Origin of the sequence: Micromonospora sp. NPDC048930 (assembly GCF_043197935.1) — a bacterium.
Taxonomy (GTDB): Bacteria; Actinomycetota; Actinomycetes; order Mycobacteriales; family Micromonosporaceae; genus Micromonospora.
On sequence record NZ_JBICUB010000005.1, the window covers coordinates 372393 to 389203 of the forward strand.

Below are 16811 nucleotides of genomic sequence, written 5' to 3' on the forward strand. Positions count from 1 at the left end.
CCGACGGACGGCAGGTCACCTTGAGGTGCTGGTCCAATGCGCTCAATGGCACGGGGGCCTCCTCGGGCTGAGGGGTGTCGACTCACGGCAAATGGGGTGAGCCGACCCGAGTGATGATAGGGCCAACGTCACCCGCGCGTGGCAAGTCCGTTACACAGAGCGGAAGTATTTCCCGCCCGGTCGCACCGATGGCGGACCCGTTGTCCGTCGTGTGTGGTTGACTTTCGCGCCGGAAGCTGGTCCGGAGTGGAAAGTCCTGGTCGGAGCGATTTTCCTGCCGCCCTCGGCGTGTCGCGGCGGACGCCCCGCGGGGCCGATCCGCCCTGCCCGGGAACCGGGCCCGGCGGGCCCCGGCAGACCAGCCTCCCACACCTGGGAGTCCCCCGGCGCGGCCCACCCGGTCCCGTCCACAGGACTCCCGGCCCGGCGGGCGGCCGGGCGTGACGCTGCCCGTGCGGGTGCGGCGGGCGCGGCGGAACGTGGCCGGGCGGACGCGGCTGTGCCAGACTCAGCCACCGTGCAGGACGCAGCCGACAGCTCCGCGCCGAACCTCGCCGTCCGGCTCCGCCGGGCGGCCGTCGCCCACGGCGACCGCCCCGCGCTGCACTGGCGCGACCGGACCCTGACCTGGTCCGAACTGGACGCCTCGGTCACCGCCACCGCCCGCGCGCTGGCCGCCGCGGCGCCGCCGTCCCCCGGGGACACCCATCCGCCCCGGGTCGCGATCGCCCTCGGCAACACCCCGGACTTCGTGGTCACGTACCTCGCCGTGCTGCGCGCCGGCCTGGTGGCGGTGCCGGTCAACCCGGGCTTCACCGCCCGGGAGCTGCGGCACGTGCTCACCGACTCGGGCGCGGCCGTGCTGGTCTGCGCGGCCGAGGTGCGGGACCGGATCGCCGCCGACGAGCTGCCCGCGCTGGCCGCCGTACACACCGCGCCGCCGGTCACCGACGGTGACGGCCCGGCCGACCTGCCCACCCGCGGTGGGGACGACCTCGCCGTGCTGCTCTACACCTCCGGCACCGAGGGCCGGCCCAAGGGCGCGATGCTGTCGCACCGCGCGCTGGCCGCCAACCACGAGCAGATCGGCCGGATCACCCCGCCGGTGGTCGGCCCCGACGACACCGTGCTGCTCGCGCTGCCGCTCTTCCACGCGTACGGGCTGAACTCCGGGCTGGGGGCGGTCGTGCACCACGGCGCGACCGGGGTGCTGGTCGACGAGCCCGGCCCGACCGGGGGACTGGCGGAGATCGCCCGGCACCGGGTCAGCGTGCTGGTCGGCGTACCGTCGATGTTCCTGAGCTGGGCCGATGCGGAGGGCGACGTCGCGGCGGCGCTGGCCTCGGTCCGGGTCGCGGTGTGCGGCGCGGCCCCGCTGCCGCCGGCGGTGGCGGCGCGCTTCACCGAGCTGACCGGGCACCCGGTGCACGTCGGGTACGGGCTCACCGAGACCGCGCCGGTGCTCACCTCCACCCTGGTCGACGGGGAGCCCCGACCGGGCTCGATCGGCCGCCCGCTCCCCGGCGTCGGGCTGCGCCTGGTCGGGCCGGACGGCGCGGACCTGTGGCGGGACGGCGTGCCGGCGGTCGAGGAGGACGCCGACGAGCTGGACCTCTCCGACGACGCCTCGGGCACCGACCCGGGGCAGATCGTGGTCCGCGGCGCCAACCTGTTCAGCGGCTACTGGCCGGACGGGCGGGGCGGGCCGGACCCGGACGGCTGGTGGGCCACCGGCGACGTGGCGTACGCCGACGAGGACGGGAACCTGTTCCTGGTCGACCGGCTCGGCGAGCTGATCCTGGTGAACGGCTTCAACGTCTACCCGCACGAGGTGGAGTTGGTGCTCCAGGCGCATCCGGGGGTGGCCGAGTCGGCCGTCCTGGGGGTGCCGCACCCGCGGACCGGCGAGACTGTCCGGGCGTACGTGGTGCGGGCGGCCGGCTCCCCGGTGACGGCGGCGGAGCTGCTCGACCACTGCGCGCGTAACCTGGCCCGGTTCAAGTGCCCGACCGCCGTCGAGTTCGTCGACAGCCTGCCGTACTCGGCGATCGGCAAGGTGCGCAAGACCGAGCTCCGCCCGGCGGCGCCTCCGGTGCCGGCCCCGGCGCCGCCGACCGAGATCCGCACGGAGGTACCCGATGTCCACTGACGCCCGGCTCACCCTGATCACCCGGCCCGGCTGCCACCTCTGCGACGACGCGAAGGCGGCGCTCGACCGGGTGGTGGCGGTCACCGGCGACAGCTGGGTCGAGAAGGACGTGACCGAGGACATCGAGCTGGAACGCGAGTACGGCGACCGGCTGCCGGTGGTGCTGCTCGACGGCAAGGAGCACGGCTACTGGCGGGTCGAGGAGGAGCGCCTGCTGCGGGACCTGACCACCCCGCAGCTCTGAGCCGCCCCTTACAGTGCAGCGATGACCACTGCGCGGCGCCACCTGGTGTGGGACTGGAACGGGACCCTCCTCGACGACCTCGACCTGGTGGTGCGGGCCACCAACGTCGCCTTCGCCAGCGCCGGCGGTCCCGTGGTCAGCGCCGACGAGCACCGGGTGCGGTTCCGCCGGCCGATCGCCGACTACTACGCGGAGATGCTGGGACGGGCGATCGACGACGAGGCGTTCGGCGCGCTGGACCGGATCTTCCACGACGCGTACCGGGCCGGGCTGACCAACTGTGCCCTGGCCGCCGACGCGACCGCCGCCATCGCCGCCTGGCCGGGCAGCCAGTCGCTGCTGTCCATGTGGTTCCACGACGAGCTGATCCCGACGGTCCACACGTACGGGCTGACCCCGCACTTCACCCGGGTGGACGGGCTGCGGGCGGCGGTGGGCGGCGGGCCGAAGGCCGAGTGGCTGGAGAAGCACCTGGCCGAGCTGGGGCTGGACGGCCGTGAGGTGGTGCTGATCGGCGACTCGCTCGACGACGCCGACGCCGCCGGATCGGTCGGGGCCGCCTCCGTCCTCTACACCGGCGGCCTCTCCGACCCGGCCCGCCTCCGGGCCTCCGGCCACCCCGTCGCCGACACCCTCACGGAGGCCGTCACCCTCGCCCGCACCCTCCCCTGACCCACCCCGCGCCCGCCTCCCCTGATCCCCCGCCGTCGCCCCGTTGATCAAGGAGTTTGCGTCAAAAATCCGCGGGATTCGGACGCAAACCCCTTGATCAACCCAGTGGGTAGGGCGGGGGTAGGGGGTGGGGGCCGGGGTTAGGCGCGGAGGTGGGTGAGGACGGCGAGGACGCGGCGGTGGTGGTTGGTGGCGTCCGGGGGGAGGTCCAGCTTGGTGAAGATGTTGCGGACGTGCTTCTCCACCGCGCCGTCGCTGACCACCAGGGCCCGCGCGATGGCGGTGTTCGAGCGGCCCTCGGCCATCAGCGCGAGCACCTCCCGCTCGCGCGGGGTCAGGGTGCCCAGCGGGTCGTCGCGCCGCCGCCGGACCAGCAGCTGGCCGATCACCTCCGGGTCGAGCACCGTGCCGCCCGCGGCCACCCGGTTCAGCGCGTCGAGGAACTCGTCGATCGCGGCCACCCGGTCCTTGAGCAGGTAGCCGATTCCGCCCCCGCCGGCCCCGCCGGTGGTGGCGAGGAGGTCGTCCGCGTACGACACCTCGACGTACTGGGACAGCACCAGGACCGGCGTACGCGGCACCCGCCGGCGGGCCTCGACGGCGGCCCGCAGCCCCTCGTCGGTGTGCGAGGGCGGCATCCGCACGTCCACCACCGCGACGTCCGGCCGGTGCGTCACCACCGCCTCGACCAGGGCGTCGCCGTCGCCGACGGCCGCCACCACCTCGTGCCCCGACTCGGTCAGCAGCCGGACCAGCCCCTCCCGGAGCAGTACGGCGTCGTCCGCGATCACCACCCGCATGGGTCCGGTGTCTACCACGTCCCCGTCGGGGTTCATCGCGGGAGTTCGGCGTGGACCAGGGTCGGGCCGCCGGCCGGGCTGGTCACCTCGAGGGTGCCGCCGCCGGCCCGGACCCGGTCGGCGATGCCGACCAGCCCGTGCCCCTTGGCCAGGTGGGCGCCGCCCACCCCGTCGTCCCGGACGCTGATCTCCAGCCGGCCGACCTTGCGGGTCACCTCGACCCGGCAGGCGGTGGCCCCGCTGTGCTTGGCGACGTTGGTCAGCGCCTCGGCCACCACGAAGTACGCGGTGCTCTCCACCGCCGGGTCCAGCCGTCCGCCGGGGGTGCCCAGGTCGTCGTCGACCGCCAGTTCGGTGGGGACCAGGGCACGGGCGGCGAGGGCGGCCAGGGCGCTGGGCAGGCCCCGGTCGACCAGGATCGGCGGCGCGATGCCCCGGGACAGGGCGCGCAGCTCGGCCAGGGTCTCCCGGGTCTGGACGACCGCCTCGTCCAGGGTGCGCCGGGCCGCCTCCGGGTCGGCCGCGAGCTGCTGGCGGGCCCGGCCGAGGTCCATGGCGAGGCGGACCAGCCGCTGCTGCGGGCCGTCGTGGATGTCCCGCTCGAGCCGGCGCAGGGCGGACGCCTCGGCGGAGGCGGCGGCCCGCTTCTGGTCCTCCAGGGTGTTGATCCGCTGTCTCATCTCGGCCACCCCGGTCAGCAGTGAGCGGGCCAGCCCGGCCTGGAGCTGGGCGCAGGCCCGGGCCACCAGCGGCAGGGTCAGCAGGAAGAAGATCCCGATCGCGGTGTTCAGGGCGATCCGCGGGGCGGCCCCGGGGCCCATCCCGAGCAGCTCGCTGAGGTCCTGGTCGTCCGGGCCGCGCGGGATCGCCCAGTCGTACGCGACGTAGAGGGTGCCGGCCAGGCCGCCCGCCCACCAGATCAGCACCACCGCGAAGGTGGGGAGCGTCACCAGCAGCTTCACGAAGGCGTGCAGCAGGTCGAGCCAGGACTGCGGGTCCCGCATCGGCGTCAGGATCCGACGCCAGTACCCCGACCTCGGCTGCGGCGCCAGGTAGACCGGGCGGACCCGGGGCTGGCGGAGCACGGCGGGTAGCCGGAGCCGCTCCAGGTCGGCCAGCGCGCGGGCGGCGTACAGGGTGCCGGCGAGCACGGGCAGGCCGAGCGTGGTGACCAGCAGCCCGGCGGTGAGTGAGATCCCCGCCACGGCCACCACGAAGCCCACCAGCGCCAGCGGCAGGCCGAACAGCACGTACCCGGAATCGCGCAGGAGCTGCCGGAGGAGGCCGGCGGCGGGTGTGGTGGGAGTGGGCCGGGTGGCCAGCGGTACGGCGGTCATGCCCCGAGGCTATGGCCCGGACCCGGCCCGGCCCCATCCCGTGCGCGGGCCTCTCCAGGGTGGGGTTCTCCCTACCCCGGGGTGAGACGCGCCTCCCCTGGGCGGTGACACACCGCGACCGGGCGCGTGCGATTGGTCAGAGAAGTCGGGATTGAGCAATAATCGCCAAGCGGCGCCGAAGGAGCGCGGTCTATCGATCTTGTTGGGATGGAGGGGCAGGTGGAGGCGCGTCGCGAGCCAGCAAGATCGCGATTTGTGCACCCCTTCACAAGCGCCTACTCTGTAGTTCCGACGCGCCCTGCTAGCACAGCCGGCAACATCGGTCGCCAGCGGGAGTCCCGGAACGACCGGCCACCGTCGCTGGTCGAGGATCGCACCGCACGGAGTCTCATGAGTCAGCACCGTCACCCTGGCGCGCCCGGCCGCGCCGGTGCCGTACCGGCGCTCCCGGACCTGCCCGAGGCGACCGTGGCACGGCTGCCGGAATACCTCCGTGCCCTGCACACGCTCGCCGAGGCCGGCCACGAGACGGTCTCCAGCGAGGGGTTGGCCAACGCCGCCGGGGTGAACTCGGCAAAGCTGCGCAAGGACCTCTCCCACCTCGGCTCGTACGGCACCCGCGGCGTCGGCTACGACGTCGGGCTGCTGATCGACCAGATCGAGTTCGTGCTCGGGCTCACCCAGCGGCGGGCCGTCGCGCTGGTCGGCGTGGGTAATCTCGGTCACGCCCTGGCCGGCTACGCCGGCTTCGCCAGCCGCGGCTTCCGGATCGCCGCGCTCCTCGACGCCGACCCGTCGCGGGTCGGCGAGGAGATCAACGGCCTGGTCGTCCGGCACATCGACGAGCTGCCCCGGGTCGCCGTCGAGGAGTCGATCTCGATCGGCGTGATCGCCACCCCGGCGCCGGCCGCCCAGGCGGTGGCCGACCAGCTCGTCGCAGTCGGCGTGACGAGCATCCTCAACTTCGCTCCCTGCGTACTCTCGGTTCCGGAGGGGGTCGACGTGCGCAAGGTCGACCTCGCGATCGAGCTGCAGATCCTGTCCTTCCACGAGCACCGCAAGGCGTCGCTGACCGCGCTCCCCGCCACCGGCGGGTCCGCCCTCACCGCCCTGCCGGGCGGGCTCGCGGCCACCGACACCCAGGAGGCGATCGGCACGTGAAACTGCTCGTCGTCGGCGCGTCCTACCGCACCGCCCCGGTCGCGACGCTGGAGCAGCTGGCGGTCCCGCCCGCGGACCTCACCCGCACCCTGGACCGCCTGGTCGCCCAGCCGTACGTGACCGAGGCCGTGCTCGTCTCCACCTGCAACCGGGTGGAGGTGTACGCGGCCGTGTCCGGTTTCCACGGCGGCCTCGGGGACATCTGCGCCGTCCTGGCCGAGCAGGCCGGCTGCCCGCCGGCGGCGCTCGCCAACCACCTCTACGTGCACTACGACGCCGCCGCCGTGGACCACGTCTTCCGGGTCGCCGCCGGGCTGGACTCGATGGTGGTCGGCGAGGCGCAGATCCTCGGCCAGCTCCGGGACGCGTACCACTCGGCCGCCGGCGCCGACTCGGCCGGGCGGCTGCTGCACGAGCTGATGCAGCAGGCGCTGCGGGTGGGCAAGCGGGCGCACGCCGAGACCAACATCGACCGGGCCGGCCAGAGCGTGGTGACCGCCGCCCTCGACCTGGCCGCCGGGCTGCTCGACGGCGACCTGGCCGGCCGGCCCGCCATGGTGGTCGGCGCGGGCGCGATGGGGTCGCTGGGCGTGGCCACCCTCTCCCGGCTCGGCGCCGGGCCGCTCACGGTCACCAACCGGGGCGCCGACCGGGCCGCCCGGCTGGCCGAGTCGTACGGCGCGAACGCCGTGCCGATGGCCGAGCTGGTCGACGCGCTCTCCACGGTGGACGTCGTGCTGGCCGCCACCGCGGCCACCGAGCCGGTCCTCACCCGCGACGTGGTGACCCGGGCGCTGGCCCGGCGGGACGCCGACCGGGGCCCGCTGGTCCTGCTCGACCTGGCCGTCCCGCGGGACGTCGCGGAGGGCGTGGCCGCGCTGCCCGGCGTCGAGGTGATCGACATCGACCGGATGGCCGCGATCCTCGCCGACGGTCCGGCCGCGGCCGACGCCGCCGAGGTGGCCCGGATCGTGGCCGCCGAGGTCGAGGCGTTCCTCAGCTGGCTGCGCGGCGCCGACGTGGCGCCCACCGTGGCCGCGCTGCGCGGACGCGCCGACGACGTGGTCGCCGCCGAGCTGCGCCGGCTCGCCCAGCGCCGCCCCGACTTCAGCGACGACCAGCGCGCCGAGGTCGCCCGCACCGTGCACCGGGTGGTGCAGCGACTGCTGCACCAGCCGACCGTACGGGTCCGCCAGCTCGCCGCCGAGCCGGGCGGCGACCAGTACGCCGCCCTGCTGCGCGAGCTGTTCGACCTGGAGGTGCCGCAGACCTCCCCGGTCGACACCGTGCCCGACGTGGTCGTGCCCGACGGCGTCACCGTCGAGGGCCGTCCGTCGTTCGACGCCGCAGACGTCCCGCCCACCGGAGGTGCCCGATGACCGCCCCCCTGCGCCTCGGCACCCGGGGCAGCGCCCTGGCGATGGCCCAGTCCGGCCACGTCGCCGCGGCCCTCACCGCGGCCACCGGCCGCGAGGTCGAGCTGGTCGAGGTGGTGACCGCCGGCGATCGTTCCACCGCGCCGGTGCACCGGCTCGGCGTCGGCGTCTTCGTCTCCGCGCTGCGGGACGCGCTGACCGCCGGCACCATCGACTTCGCCGTCCACTCGTACAAGGACCTGCCCACCGCGGCGGCCGCCGGGCTGCACATCGCGGCGGTGCCGCAGCGCCAGGACCCGCGGGACGCGCTGGTCGCCCGGGACGGCCGCACCCTCGCCGAGCTGCCGCCCGGCGCCCGGGTGGGCACCGGCGCGCTGCGCCGCATCGCCCAGCTGCACGCCCTCGGCATGCAGCTGGAGGTCACCCCGATCCGCGGCAACGTCGACACCCGCCTCGGCCGGGTGCTCGGCCCGGACGCGGACCTCGACGCCGTCGTGCTGGCCCGGGCGGGGCTCGCCCGCCTCGGCCGGACCGACGTCATCACCGAGACGCTCGATCCGATGCTGATGCTGCCGGCGCCCGCCCAGGGCGCGCTGGCCGTGGAGTGCCGGATCGACGACCAGGACCTGGTCGAGCTGCTCGGCGTGCTCGACCACGCACCGTCCCGCGCCGCGGTCATCGCGGAGCGGGCACTGCTGGCCACCCTGGAGGCCGGGTGCAGCGCACCCGTCGCCGCCTACGGCGAACTCGCCGAGGGTGACGCCGGTGAGGAGATCTACCTGCGCGGGGCGGTGATCAGCCCGGACGGCACCCGTGACCTCCGGCTGTCCCGCACCGGAACGCCCGCCGACGCGGCGGAGATCGGCAAGGCACTCGCCGCCGAACTCCTCGAACTCGGCGCCGACTCGATCCTCGGCCAAGAAGGACACGCCGGCCCGGGGACCCAGCAATTTGGGAGCACAGAATGACCCGCACCCGTAAGCCCGTAGGCCGGATCGCGTTCGTCGGGGCCGGACCCGGCGACCCGGGCCTGCTGACCCGCCGGGCGCTGGACGCCCTGGTCGACGCCGACCAGGTGGTGTACGACCGGGGAGTCCCCGAGTCGCTGCTCGAGCACGTCCGCGCCCAGGCCAAGTCCGACGCCGAGTTCAGCCCCGCCGAGGGCGTACCGGGGGACGTGGCGAAGGTGCTGATCTCCGCGGCCCGCTCCGGGCAGAACGCGGTGCACCTGGTCGCCGGGGACCCGTTCGGCCACGACTCGGTGGTCAAGGAGGTGCAGGCGGTGGCGCGTACCGCCGCGCACTTCGAGGTGGTCCCGGGCATCGGCCAGGCCGAGGGCGTGGCCACCTACGCGGGTGTGCCGCTGCCGGGCGTACGGACCGCCGCCGACGTCGAGGACGTCAGCACGCTGGACTTCGACGCGCTGGCCGCCGCGGTCAACCGGGGCTCGCTGGCCCTGGCCGTGGACGCCGGCGACCTGGCCGCCGTCCGGGACGGCCTGCTGGCCGCCGGGGTGGACGGCACCACCGGCGTCGGCGTGACCGGCGACGGCACCGGCGAGACGCAGTACACCACCACGTCGACCGTGGACTCCTTCGTCGCGGCGGCGCTCGGCTTCACCGGCCGGGTCGTGCTGACCGTGGGCGGCGGCGTCGGCCAGCGGGACAAGCTGAGCTGGTGGGAGAACCGCCCGCTGTATGGCTGGAAGGTGCTCGTCCCCCGGACCAAGGAGCAGGCCGGCGTGATGAGCGCCCGGCTGCGCGCGTACGGGGCCATCCCGTGCGAGGTGCCGACCATCGCGGTCGAGCCGCCGCGTACCCCCGCCCAGATGGAGCGGGCGGTCAAGGGCCTGGTCGACGGCCGGTACGCCTGGGTGATCTTCACCTCGGTGAACGCGGTCCGGGCGGTCTGGGAGAAGTTCGCCGAGCACGGCCTGGACGCCCGGCACTTCGGCGGCGTCAAGATCGCCTGCATCGGCGAGGCGACCGCCGAGGCGGTACGGGCCTTCGGCATCCAGCCGGAGCTGGTCCCCTCGGGCGAGCAGTCCTCCGAGGGCCTGCTGGCCGAGTTCTCGCCGCACGACGAGATCCTCGACCCGGTCGGCCGGGTGCTGCTGCCGCGCGCCGACATCGCCACCGAGACCCTCGCCGCCGGGCTCACCGAGCGCGGCTGGGAGGTCGACGACGTGACCGCGTACCGGACCGTCCGGGCGGCCCCGCCGCCGGCCGAGATCCGCGACGCGATCAAGTCGGGCGGGTTCGACGCGGTCCTCTTCACCTCGTCCTCCACGGTCCGGAACCTGGTCGGTATCGCCGGGAAGCCGCACGCGCGTACCGTTGTTGCCGTGATCGGGCCCAAGACGGCGGAGACCGCCACGGAGTTCGGCCTGCGGGTCGACGTGCAGCCTCAGCACGCCTCGGTGCCCGACCTGGTGGAGGCGCTCGCCGCCTACGCCGTCGAGCTGCGCGAGAAGCTCGCCGCCATGCCGGCCAAGCAGCGCCGCGGCTCGAAGGTGCAGGGTCCGACCGCGCTCCGGTTCCGCTGATCGTCCAGGGAGGCCCTCATGCCGTACCCCGAGATCCGGCCCCGCCGGCTGCGCCGTAACGCGGCCGTGCGGCGGCTGGTCTCCGAGACCCGCGTCGACCCGGCCGAGCTGGTCGTGCCGATGTTCGTCAAGGAGGGGCTGACCGAACCGCGCGCCATCGCGTCGCTCCCGGGGGTGCTCCAGCACTCCCGGGACTCGCTGCGCAAGGCCGCCGTCGAGGCGGTCCAGGCCGGGGTGGGCGGCATCATGCTGTTCGGGGTGCCGGCCACCCGGGACGAGTCCGGCTCCGGCGGCATCGACCCGGACGGCATCCTCAACGTCGCCATCCGGGACGTGATCACCGAGGTCGGCGACGCCACCGTGGTGATGAGCGACCTCTGCCTGGACGAGTTCACCTCGCACGGGCACTGCGGCCTGCTCACCCCGGACGGCGCGGTGGACAACGACGCCACCCTGGAGGCGTACGCCCGGATGGCGGTCGCCCAGGCCGACGCCGGGGTCCACATGGTCGGGCCGTCCGGGATGATGGACGGCCAGGTGGGCGTCGTCCGCCGGGCCCTGGACGCCGCCGGCCACCAGGACGTCTCGGTGCTCGCGTACGCGGTGAAGTACGCCTCCGCCTTCTTCGGCCCGTTCCGCGACGCGGTGGAGTCGGCGCTGGAGGGCGACCGGCGCGCCTACCAGCAGGACCCGGCGAACCTGCGCGAGTCGCTGCGCGAGGTGGAGCTGGACGTCGCCGAGGGCGCCGACCTGGTGATGGTCAAGCCGGCCCTGCCGTACCTCGACGTGGTGTCGGCGGTCCGGGCCGCGGTGGACGTCCCGGTCGCCGCCTACCAGGTCTCCGGCGAGTACGCGATGGTCGAGGCGGCCGCCGCGAACGGCTGGATCGACCGCGAGCGGGTGATGCTGGAGACGCTCACCTCGATCCGGCGTGCCGGCGCGCAGATCATCCTCACCTACTGGGCGGTCGAGGCCGCCCAGCTGCTGCGCCAGCGCTACTGAGCACTCGGGGCCGGCGGCGCCCACCCGTGCCCGCCCGGCCCGCCGGCAGCCGGCGGCTGGTCAGCCCGGCCAGCGCCAGCAGCACGCCGGACGCCGCCAGCGCGAGCCGGACGGCCTGGGTCAGGTCGGCCGCGTACCTGATCCGCTCGGCCGGTGCCAGCCGCGTGGCGGTGATCAGGCCGCCGTCGCCCAGCGTCGGGGCGTACCGGCCGACCAGCCAGGAGAGCGCCGCGGCGACCAGCGCGGTGCCCACCGCCACCGCGGTGTTCGAGACGGTGCTGAGCAGGGTGCTACCGGCCGGGATGTCGTCCCGGGACAGGCCGCGGCTGGCGGCGGCCATGGTCGGCATCAGGACGGCGCCGGTGCCCAGCCCGGTCACCGCGCCGAGCACCGCGAGCAGCGGGTACGAGGTGTCCGTGTCGAGCACCGCCACCCGGGCGGCCGTCCCGGCCACCGCGGTCGCGATCCCGAGCCCGACGATCAGCCGCGGGGAGACCCGGTCCACCAGCCGGGTGGCGACCTGGAGCATCAGCCCGGTGGCCACCGCCTGCGGGATGCCGAGGGTGCCGGCCAGGGTGGCCGAGTCGCCCCGCACGATCTGCACGTACGCCGGGAGGATGAGGAACGACCCGAAGTAGCCGGCGGCGAAGAGCCCGACGGTGGCCGCGCCGGCCGCCATGCCCGGCGTCCGTAGCACCGACAGCCGCAGCAGCGGGTGCGGCACCCGTCCGGCCCGGCGGGCGAACGCGGCCACCAGCACGCCGCCGGCCAGCAGCGGGACCAGCACCGGCGCGCTGAGCAGCCCACCCCGTTCGCCGGTGACGCTGAGCCCGAACACGGCCAGGGTCAGCCCCGGGCAGAGCAGCAGCAGCCCGGGTAGGTCGAGCCGGGCTCCCGGCCGGGCGTCCGTGGCCGGCAGCAACCACCGGCCGAGCAGCACTGCCGCCATCCCGACCGGCAGGTTGATCCAGAAGATCCACCGCCAGGTGGTGTGGTCGAGCAGCGCTCCGCCGAGCACCGGCCCGATCAGGGGGCCGACCAGCACCGGCAGTCCGGCCAGGCTCATCATCCGGCCGCGCCGGTCCGGCGGCACGGCGGCCAGCCCGATCGCCATCCCCACCGGGTTGAGCAGACCGCCGCCCAGGCCCTGTACGACCCGGAAGGCGATCAGCGATCCGACGTCCCAGGCACAGCCGGCCAGCAGCGAGCCGGCGGTGAACAGGATCAGCGCGGCCAGGTAGGCCCGCCGGGCGCCGAAGCGTCCGATCACCCAGGCCGCGGTGGGCATCACCGCGACCAGGGCGAGGGCGTACGCGCTGGTGACCCAGCCGATCGCGGCGAGGCCGGCGGCCAGCTCCTCGGCCAGCCGGGGTACGGCGACCACCGTCACGGTGGCGTCGATGACCGCGAGCAGGCCGCCGAGGGTCAGGTACCAGCCGAGCCGGTACGCGGCGCGGTCCATCTCAGCTCCCGTACGGCCGGTTGCGGCGGGCGGTCCGGAGCGCCTCGGCCCACCAGGTCAGCTCGTCGAGCGTCGCGTCGGCGGCCCGGCCCAGTGGCCCGTCGTCGACCAGCCGGCCCTGCCGGTCCAGGCGGTCCCAGGGCGCGGTGAGCACCACGCCGGTGCGGGTGGTGGTGGCGTGCAGCTCGGCGAAGACCAGCCGCAGCTGCTCCACCGCGCGGACCCCGCCCGAGCCGGCGCCGTACGAGACGAAGCCGACCGGCTTGGCCGCCCACTCCCGGTGGTGCTGGTCGATCGCGTTCTTCAGCGCGGCCGGGAAGCTGTGGTTGTACTCCGGGGTGACCACCACGAACCCGTCGGCGTCGGCCAGTCGGCCGGCGATCGGGCTCGCCGGGTTGCCGCCGGGCGGGGTGTCCGCGAGGGGAAGCGCCACCTCGGCCAGGTCGATCAGGTCGACCTTCACGTCGCTGCGGCGGGCGGCCCGGTCGGTGAACCAGTCGGCCACGAGCCGGCCCACCCGGGGACGGCGGACGCTGCCGACGATCACGGCAAGGGTCAACGGAGTCTGCGGTTCTTGCTCTGTCATGCACCCGACGCTAAAACTGGAACAATTGTTGAAGTCAAGCGGCGCGGAGGAGTGACGGTGGGCACGTTGACGGTCGGCGAGGTGGCCCGGGAGAGCGGCGTGAGCGGATCGGCGATCCGCTTCTACGAGCGGGAGGGCCTGATCGCGGCCACCCGGACCAGCGGCAACCAGCGTCGGTTCGGGTCGGACGCGGCCTGCCGGGTGCGGGTCGCCCGGGTGGCCCAACGGATCGGCCTCAGCGTGGGCGAGATCCGGGACCTGCTCGCCGCCCTGCCGCCCGAGCCGGGCCTGGCCGACTGGCAGCGACTGCACGACCGGCTCACGGCCGAGGCGGAACGGCGGATCGCCGAGCTGCACGCCGCCCTCGACGACATCCGCTCCGGCCGCCGGCTCTGCGACCTGTGACCATGCCGTTGGCGGCTATGAACTTGAAGTTGGCGCACTAGAATTCTGAAGTGTGAGCCGCCGGTCGTACCACCAGTTCTGTGCCACCGCCCACGCGCTCGACATCGTCGGGGAGCGGTGGACGCTGCTGCTCGTGCGGGAGATGCTGACCGGCCCGAAGCGCTTCGGCGACCTGCTGGCAAACCTGCCCGGCATGGGCACCGGACTGTTGGCGTCCCGGCTGAAGTACCTCCAGGAGGAGGGCCTGGTGCGCCCGGTGACGCTCCCTCCGCCGGCCCGGACTCCCGCGTACGCCCTCACCGACGCGGGCGCCGAACTCGGCCCGGCGGTGCTCGCGCTCGCCCGATGGGGCCTGAAGTGGGCGTTGGGGCAGCGGGGCGAGGACGAGGCGTTCCGGCCGGGCTGGGCGGTGCTGGGCATGCAGGTCACCTTCGACGCCGACGCGGCCACCGGCCTGCGGGCCGTGTACGAGTTCCGGGTCGACGACGAGGTGTTCCATGCCCGCGTCGACGACGGCATGATCGAGTCGGCGCACGGACCGGCGCAGCGACCGGACGTCGTCGTCGAGACCACGGCCGACGTGTTCGCCGAGCTGCTGGCCGCGGGTTGGACAGGTCTCGCCGAGGCGCTGCGGGACGGCACGGCCTCGGTCTCCGGTGACGAGCAGGCCGCGCGCCGACTCCGCGACCTCTTCCGCCGGCCGGCCCCGCAGGCCCGAACGGCGGAAGAGGCGACCGCGTAGCGGTCCCTGCCGGCGCGTCAGTGCGCCAGCGGCGCCCCGTTGACGACGAGCGTGACGTCGACGTTGCCCCGGGTTGCGTTGGAGTACGGGCAGACCTGGTGCGCGGTGCGGACCAGGTCGGCGGCCTGCTCGGCGTCCGGGACCGACGGCAGCGTGACGGCCAGCTCGATCGCGAGCTTGAGCCGCCCCTGCCCGATCGGCAGGAGCATCACCTTCGCGTCGATCGTGGTGTCGTCCGCCACGAGACCCGTGCGCTGCCCGACGAGTGCCAGTGCCGCCTCGAAGCAGGCGGCGTAGCCGACCGCGAACAGCTGCTCGGGGTTCGTCCCGTCCCCGTCGCCGCCGAGTTCCTTCGGCATCCGGATTCGCACGTCGAGTTGGCCGTCGGCCGTGCGGCCGTGCCCGTTGGCGCGACCTCCCGTCACCCGCGCCTCAGCCGTGTAGAGCACCTTCGTCATGCTATGCCTCCTAATGCTTCCTGATTAAGAACCATCAACTTCAAAAACAGGAAGTTCAACGTATACGATCAACTTTGCCGGGAGCAAGACGACGAGCACTGAGGAGCGTCGTATGGACCACCACCCTTCGACCTTCGTCCTGGTACACGGCGCGTGGCACGGCGGCTGGGCCTGGGGTCGGGTCGTCCCGCTGCTACGAGCCGCCGGCGCGCACGTCATCGCGCCCGACCTCACCCACGACCGCGACATCGGGTTGCGGACCCACGTCGACGAGGTTGTCGCGGCCCTCGACGCGGTTCCCGGTGATCGCGAGGTGGTCCTCGTCGGACACAGCTACGCCGGCCTGGTCGTACGCGAGGCGGCCGACCGCCGTGCCGAGCGGGTGGGCAGGATCGTGCTCGTCGACGGCTGGGCCGGTGTCGACGGCGCGAGCATGTCCACGCTGGCCCCGGCCTGGTTCACCGACGCGGTCCGCGCCTCGGCGCAGGCGACCGGTGACGGCTGGCGGATACCCGCGCCAGACCCGGCCGCCTTCGGCATCGAGGATCCCGCCGACGCCGCCTGGCTGCGCCGGCGCCTCCGCCCCCAGCCACTGCGGACCTTCACCGAATCGACGCGCCTCACCGCAGCCGTCGACCGGATACCGGGGACCGGCGTCTACTGCCGCCCGCAGACCTTCCCGTTCGCCGATCTGGCCGACGCCCTCGGCTACCACCTGGTCGCCGTGGACGGCCCGCACGACGTGATGCTCACCCATCCCGAGACCCTCGCCGCCGCGCTGCTCGCCGAGGCCCGACGGAGAGCCTCTGGCTGAGCCCTGCCAACCGCGACGCCGATCGTTGCGCCACGCCGACCGCTGCGCCACGCCGAGGCGTTGCCGCTCCACTCCGAGCGGCGCTGCCCGCGAAGTCACAGTCCGTGCTGACGCCCGGCACCGGGAGCCCCACCCTTCGGTCCCTTTGCTCTGCAGCCATCCACGCATCGGACGACGGAGAGTTACCGCTGCGTCGATGGCTGCAGAGCAAAGGCTGCGACAGGGAGTGTGGTGGCTGGCGAGGCGGCCGGGTTTTTGTCCGATTGGGGGCTTTGGCTGGTGATCTCGGAGTGAGTTGCGGGCGGGGGGTATGACGCAGCGTGACGTTCACTTTACGTAGTTGCCCGGGTGGCCCGTCAGGGGCGGCGGGGTCGGGACCCGTGCCGGCAGGATTTCCACAGGTCCCCCGGTTGTCCACAGCAGGACCGGGCAGGGTTGCCGCGATGGCGCTCTGGGCGCGAGCGTGGCGGGGTGACCGATTCCGCCAGTCCGACCGAGGCGACAGGCGAGGTAGCAGCGAACGCCGCCGAGCCGCCCGCGTTGCTCACCGAACCTCTCGACGTCCCGTGGCCGGCTGCGGGGATCGTCCGCGCGGTGCGCCGTCGCGCCGATGCCAGCCAGCGGGAGCTGGCCCGGTTCGCCCAGGTGCATCCGACCACCATCGGGCGCATCGAGGCGGGCAGCCTCACCCCGAGCCTCGCCATGCTGCTCCGGATCATCGGGACGGCCGGCTTCCGTCTCGTCGTGGTGGACGAGGTCGGTCGGGTGCTCAAGCCGATGCGCGACCGCGCCGACCTTCGTGACGGGGCGGAGCGGCGGTATCCGTCCCACCTCGACGTCATCACCGATCCCGAGCCCGGGGAGTGGTGGGCCGACCGGTACGGCCTGGCCCGGCCGCCGGAGACCTTCTACCGCGACCGGGCCTACCGGGACGCCCTACGTCGGCGCAGCCAGTGGGAGGTGCGGGTGGCCAAGTACCGGACCGTTCCGCCCCCGCCGGATCCCCAGCGCCGCGGATACCGGAGCGGCCCGCCGCCCGGCTGGTGAGCCGGACGACG

17 protein-coding genes are annotated in these 16811 nt (G+C 74.3%); 12 read left to right on the forward strand and 5 right to left on the reverse strand.

Annotated elements, in window-relative coordinates:
* Positions 1-517 precede the first annotated feature (517 nt).
* The 3 genes from ACGFI9_RS16425 to ACGFI9_RS16435 are packed head-to-tail and all read left to right on the forward strand — an operon-like array spanning position 518 to position 3065.
* Entirely contained in the window at positions 518-2149 is a 1632-nt protein-coding gene (locus ACGFI9_RS16425; RefSeq protein ID WP_393178788.1) for an AMP-binding protein, read from the forward strand.
* The gene (locus ACGFI9_RS16430) at positions 2139-2393 is read left to right on the forward strand and encodes a glutaredoxin family protein (protein ID WP_393178789.1); all 255 of its coding nucleotides are present in this window, start codon (positions 2139-2141) and stop codon (positions 2391-2393) included. Before ACGFI9_RS16425 ends, ACGFI9_RS16430 begins: the two co-directional genes overlap by 11 nt.
* Before the next feature lie 21 nt (positions 2394-2414).
* A complete protein-coding gene (locus ACGFI9_RS16435; RefSeq protein ID WP_393178790.1) occupies positions 2415-3065 on the forward strand; it encodes an HAD family hydrolase in 651 nt (216 codons plus the stop codon).
* A 140-nt stretch (positions 3066-3205) separates the two neighbouring features.
* On the opposite strand, the gene ACGFI9_RS16440 is transcribed toward ACGFI9_RS16435, so the two are convergent.
* Both ACGFI9_RS16440 and ACGFI9_RS16445 read right to left on the reverse strand, forming a co-directional pair.
* Entirely contained in the window at positions 3206-3865 is a 660-nt protein-coding gene (locus ACGFI9_RS16440) for a response regulator (RefSeq protein WP_393178791.1), read from the reverse strand.
* 32 nt (positions 3866-3897) lie between these two features.
* Complete coding sequence (locus ACGFI9_RS16445) at positions 3898-5202, reverse strand: sensor histidine kinase (RefSeq protein ID WP_393178792.1); 1305 nt, start codon at positions 5200-5202, stop codon at positions 3898-3900.
* A gap of 390 nt (positions 5203-5592) precedes the next feature.
* Between ACGFI9_RS16445 and ACGFI9_RS16450 the strand changes: the two genes are divergently transcribed.
* From ACGFI9_RS16450 to hemB, 5 genes are read left to right on the forward strand one after another with little or no spacing between them, the layout of a single operon-like run.
* Positions 5593-6363, forward strand: coding sequence for a redox-sensing transcriptional repressor Rex (locus ACGFI9_RS16450; protein WP_393178793.1), 771 nt, complete (start codon positions 5593-5595; stop codon positions 6361-6363).
* On the forward strand, positions 6360-7742 hold the full coding sequence (locus ACGFI9_RS16455; RefSeq protein WP_393178794.1) for a glutamyl-tRNA reductase: 1383 nt from the start codon (positions 6360-6362) through the stop codon (positions 7740-7742). The genes ACGFI9_RS16450 and ACGFI9_RS16455 overlap by 4 nt, the downstream gene beginning before the upstream one ends.
* Positions 7739-8707, forward strand: a complete 969-nt coding sequence (hemC, locus tag ACGFI9_RS16460) for a hydroxymethylbilane synthase (RefSeq protein ID WP_393178795.1) — start codon at positions 7739-7741, stop codon at positions 8705-8707. Before ACGFI9_RS16455 ends, hemC begins: the two co-directional genes overlap by 4 nt.
* Positions 8704-10284, forward strand: coding sequence for a uroporphyrinogen-III synthase (locus ACGFI9_RS16465; protein ID WP_393178796.1), 1581 nt, complete (start codon positions 8704-8706; stop codon positions 10282-10284). Before hemC ends, ACGFI9_RS16465 begins: the two co-directional genes overlap by 4 nt.
* A gap of 18 nt (positions 10285-10302) precedes the next feature.
* On the forward strand, positions 10303-11286 hold the full coding sequence (hemB, locus tag ACGFI9_RS16470) for a porphobilinogen synthase (protein WP_393178797.1): 984 nt from the start codon (positions 10303-10305) through the stop codon (positions 11284-11286).
* On the opposite strand, the gene ACGFI9_RS16475 is transcribed toward hemB, so the two are convergent.
* Positions 11237-12748 (reverse strand): DHA2 family efflux MFS transporter permease subunit, encoded by a 1512-nt coding sequence (locus ACGFI9_RS16475; RefSeq protein ID WP_393178798.1) that lies wholly within the window; start codon positions 12746-12748, stop codon positions 11237-11239. The genes hemB and ACGFI9_RS16475 overlap by 50 nt on opposite strands.
* A 1-nt stretch (position 12749) precedes the next feature.
* Positions 12750-13334, reverse strand: a complete 585-nt coding sequence (locus tag ACGFI9_RS16480; protein WP_393178799.1) for an NADPH-dependent FMN reductase — start codon at positions 13332-13334, stop codon at positions 12750-12752.
* A 57-nt stretch (positions 13335-13391) separates the two neighbouring features.
* Between ACGFI9_RS16480 and ACGFI9_RS16485 the strand changes: the two genes are divergently transcribed.
* Entirely contained in the window at positions 13392-13739 is a 348-nt protein-coding gene (locus ACGFI9_RS16485) for a MerR family transcriptional regulator (RefSeq protein ID WP_393178800.1), read from the forward strand.
* Between the two features lie 52 nt (positions 13740-13791).
* Positions 13792-14481: a winged helix-turn-helix transcriptional regulator gene (locus ACGFI9_RS16490; protein ID WP_393178801.1), complete on the forward strand. Its 690-nt coding sequence runs from the start codon at positions 13792-13794 to the stop codon at positions 14479-14481.
* A gap of 17 nt (positions 14482-14498) precedes the next feature.
* On the opposite strand, the gene ACGFI9_RS16495 is transcribed toward ACGFI9_RS16490, so the two are convergent.
* Positions 14499-14939 (reverse strand): organic hydroperoxide resistance protein, encoded by a 441-nt coding sequence (locus ACGFI9_RS16495; protein ID WP_393178802.1) that lies wholly within the window; start codon positions 14937-14939, stop codon positions 14499-14501.
* Positions 14940-15051: 112 nt separating this feature from the next.
* On the opposite strand from ACGFI9_RS16495, the gene ACGFI9_RS16500 reads away from it, so the two are divergent.
* Together ACGFI9_RS16500 and ACGFI9_RS16505 are read left to right on the forward strand one after the other, a co-directional pair.
* Positions 15052-15753, forward strand: coding sequence for an alpha/beta fold hydrolase (locus ACGFI9_RS16500; RefSeq protein WP_393178803.1), 702 nt, complete (start codon positions 15052-15054; stop codon positions 15751-15753).
* A 471-nt stretch (positions 15754-16224) separates the two neighbouring features.
* Positions 16225-16800: a helix-turn-helix transcriptional regulator gene (locus ACGFI9_RS16505; RefSeq protein WP_393178804.1), complete on the forward strand. Its 576-nt coding sequence runs from the start codon at positions 16225-16227 to the stop codon at positions 16798-16800.
* The last annotated feature ends 11 nt before the right edge of the window (positions 16801-16811 follow it).

Coding starts and splice junctions, on each gene's coding strand:
- ACGFI9_RS16430 (WP_393178789.1), top strand. CDS start 2,139: ATGTCCACTGACGCCCGGCTCACCCTGATCACCCGGCCCGGCTGCCAC.
- ACGFI9_RS16435 (WP_393178790.1), top strand. CDS start 2,415: ATGACCACTGCGCGGCGCCACCTGGTGTGGGACTGGAACGGGACCCTC.
- ACGFI9_RS16440 (WP_393178791.1), bottom strand. CDS start 3,865: ATGCGGGTGGTGATCGCGGACGACGCCGTACTGCTCCGGGAGGGGCTG.
- ACGFI9_RS16445 (WP_393178792.1), bottom strand. CDS start 5,202: ATGACCGCCGTACCGCTGGCCACCCGGCCCACTCCCACCACACCCGCC.
- ACGFI9_RS16450 (WP_393178793.1), top strand. CDS start 5,593: ATGAGTCAGCACCGTCACCCTGGCGCGCCCGGCCGCGCCGGTGCCGTA.
- hemC (WP_393178795.1), top strand. CDS start 7,739: ATGACCGCCCCCCTGCGCCTCGGCACCCGGGGCAGCGCCCTGGCGATG.
- ACGFI9_RS16465 (WP_393178796.1), top strand. CDS start 8,704: ATGACCCGCACCCGTAAGCCCGTAGGCCGGATCGCGTTCGTCGGGGCC.
- hemB (WP_393178797.1), top strand. CDS start 10,303: ATGCCGTACCCCGAGATCCGGCCCCGCCGGCTGCGCCGTAACGCGGCC.
- ACGFI9_RS16475 (WP_393178798.1), bottom strand. CDS start 12,748: ATGGACCGCGCCGCGTACCGGCTCGGCTGGTACCTGACCCTCGGCGGC.
- ACGFI9_RS16480 (WP_393178799.1), bottom strand. CDS start 13,334: ATGACAGAGCAAGAACCGCAGACTCCGTTGACCCTTGCCGTGATCGTC.
- ACGFI9_RS16495 (WP_393178802.1), bottom strand. CDS start 14,939: ATGACGAAGGTGCTCTACACGGCTGAGGCGCGGGTGACGGGAGGTCGC.
- ACGFI9_RS16500 (WP_393178803.1), top strand. CDS start 15,052: ATGGACCACCACCCTTCGACCTTCGTCCTGGTACACGGCGCGTGGCAC.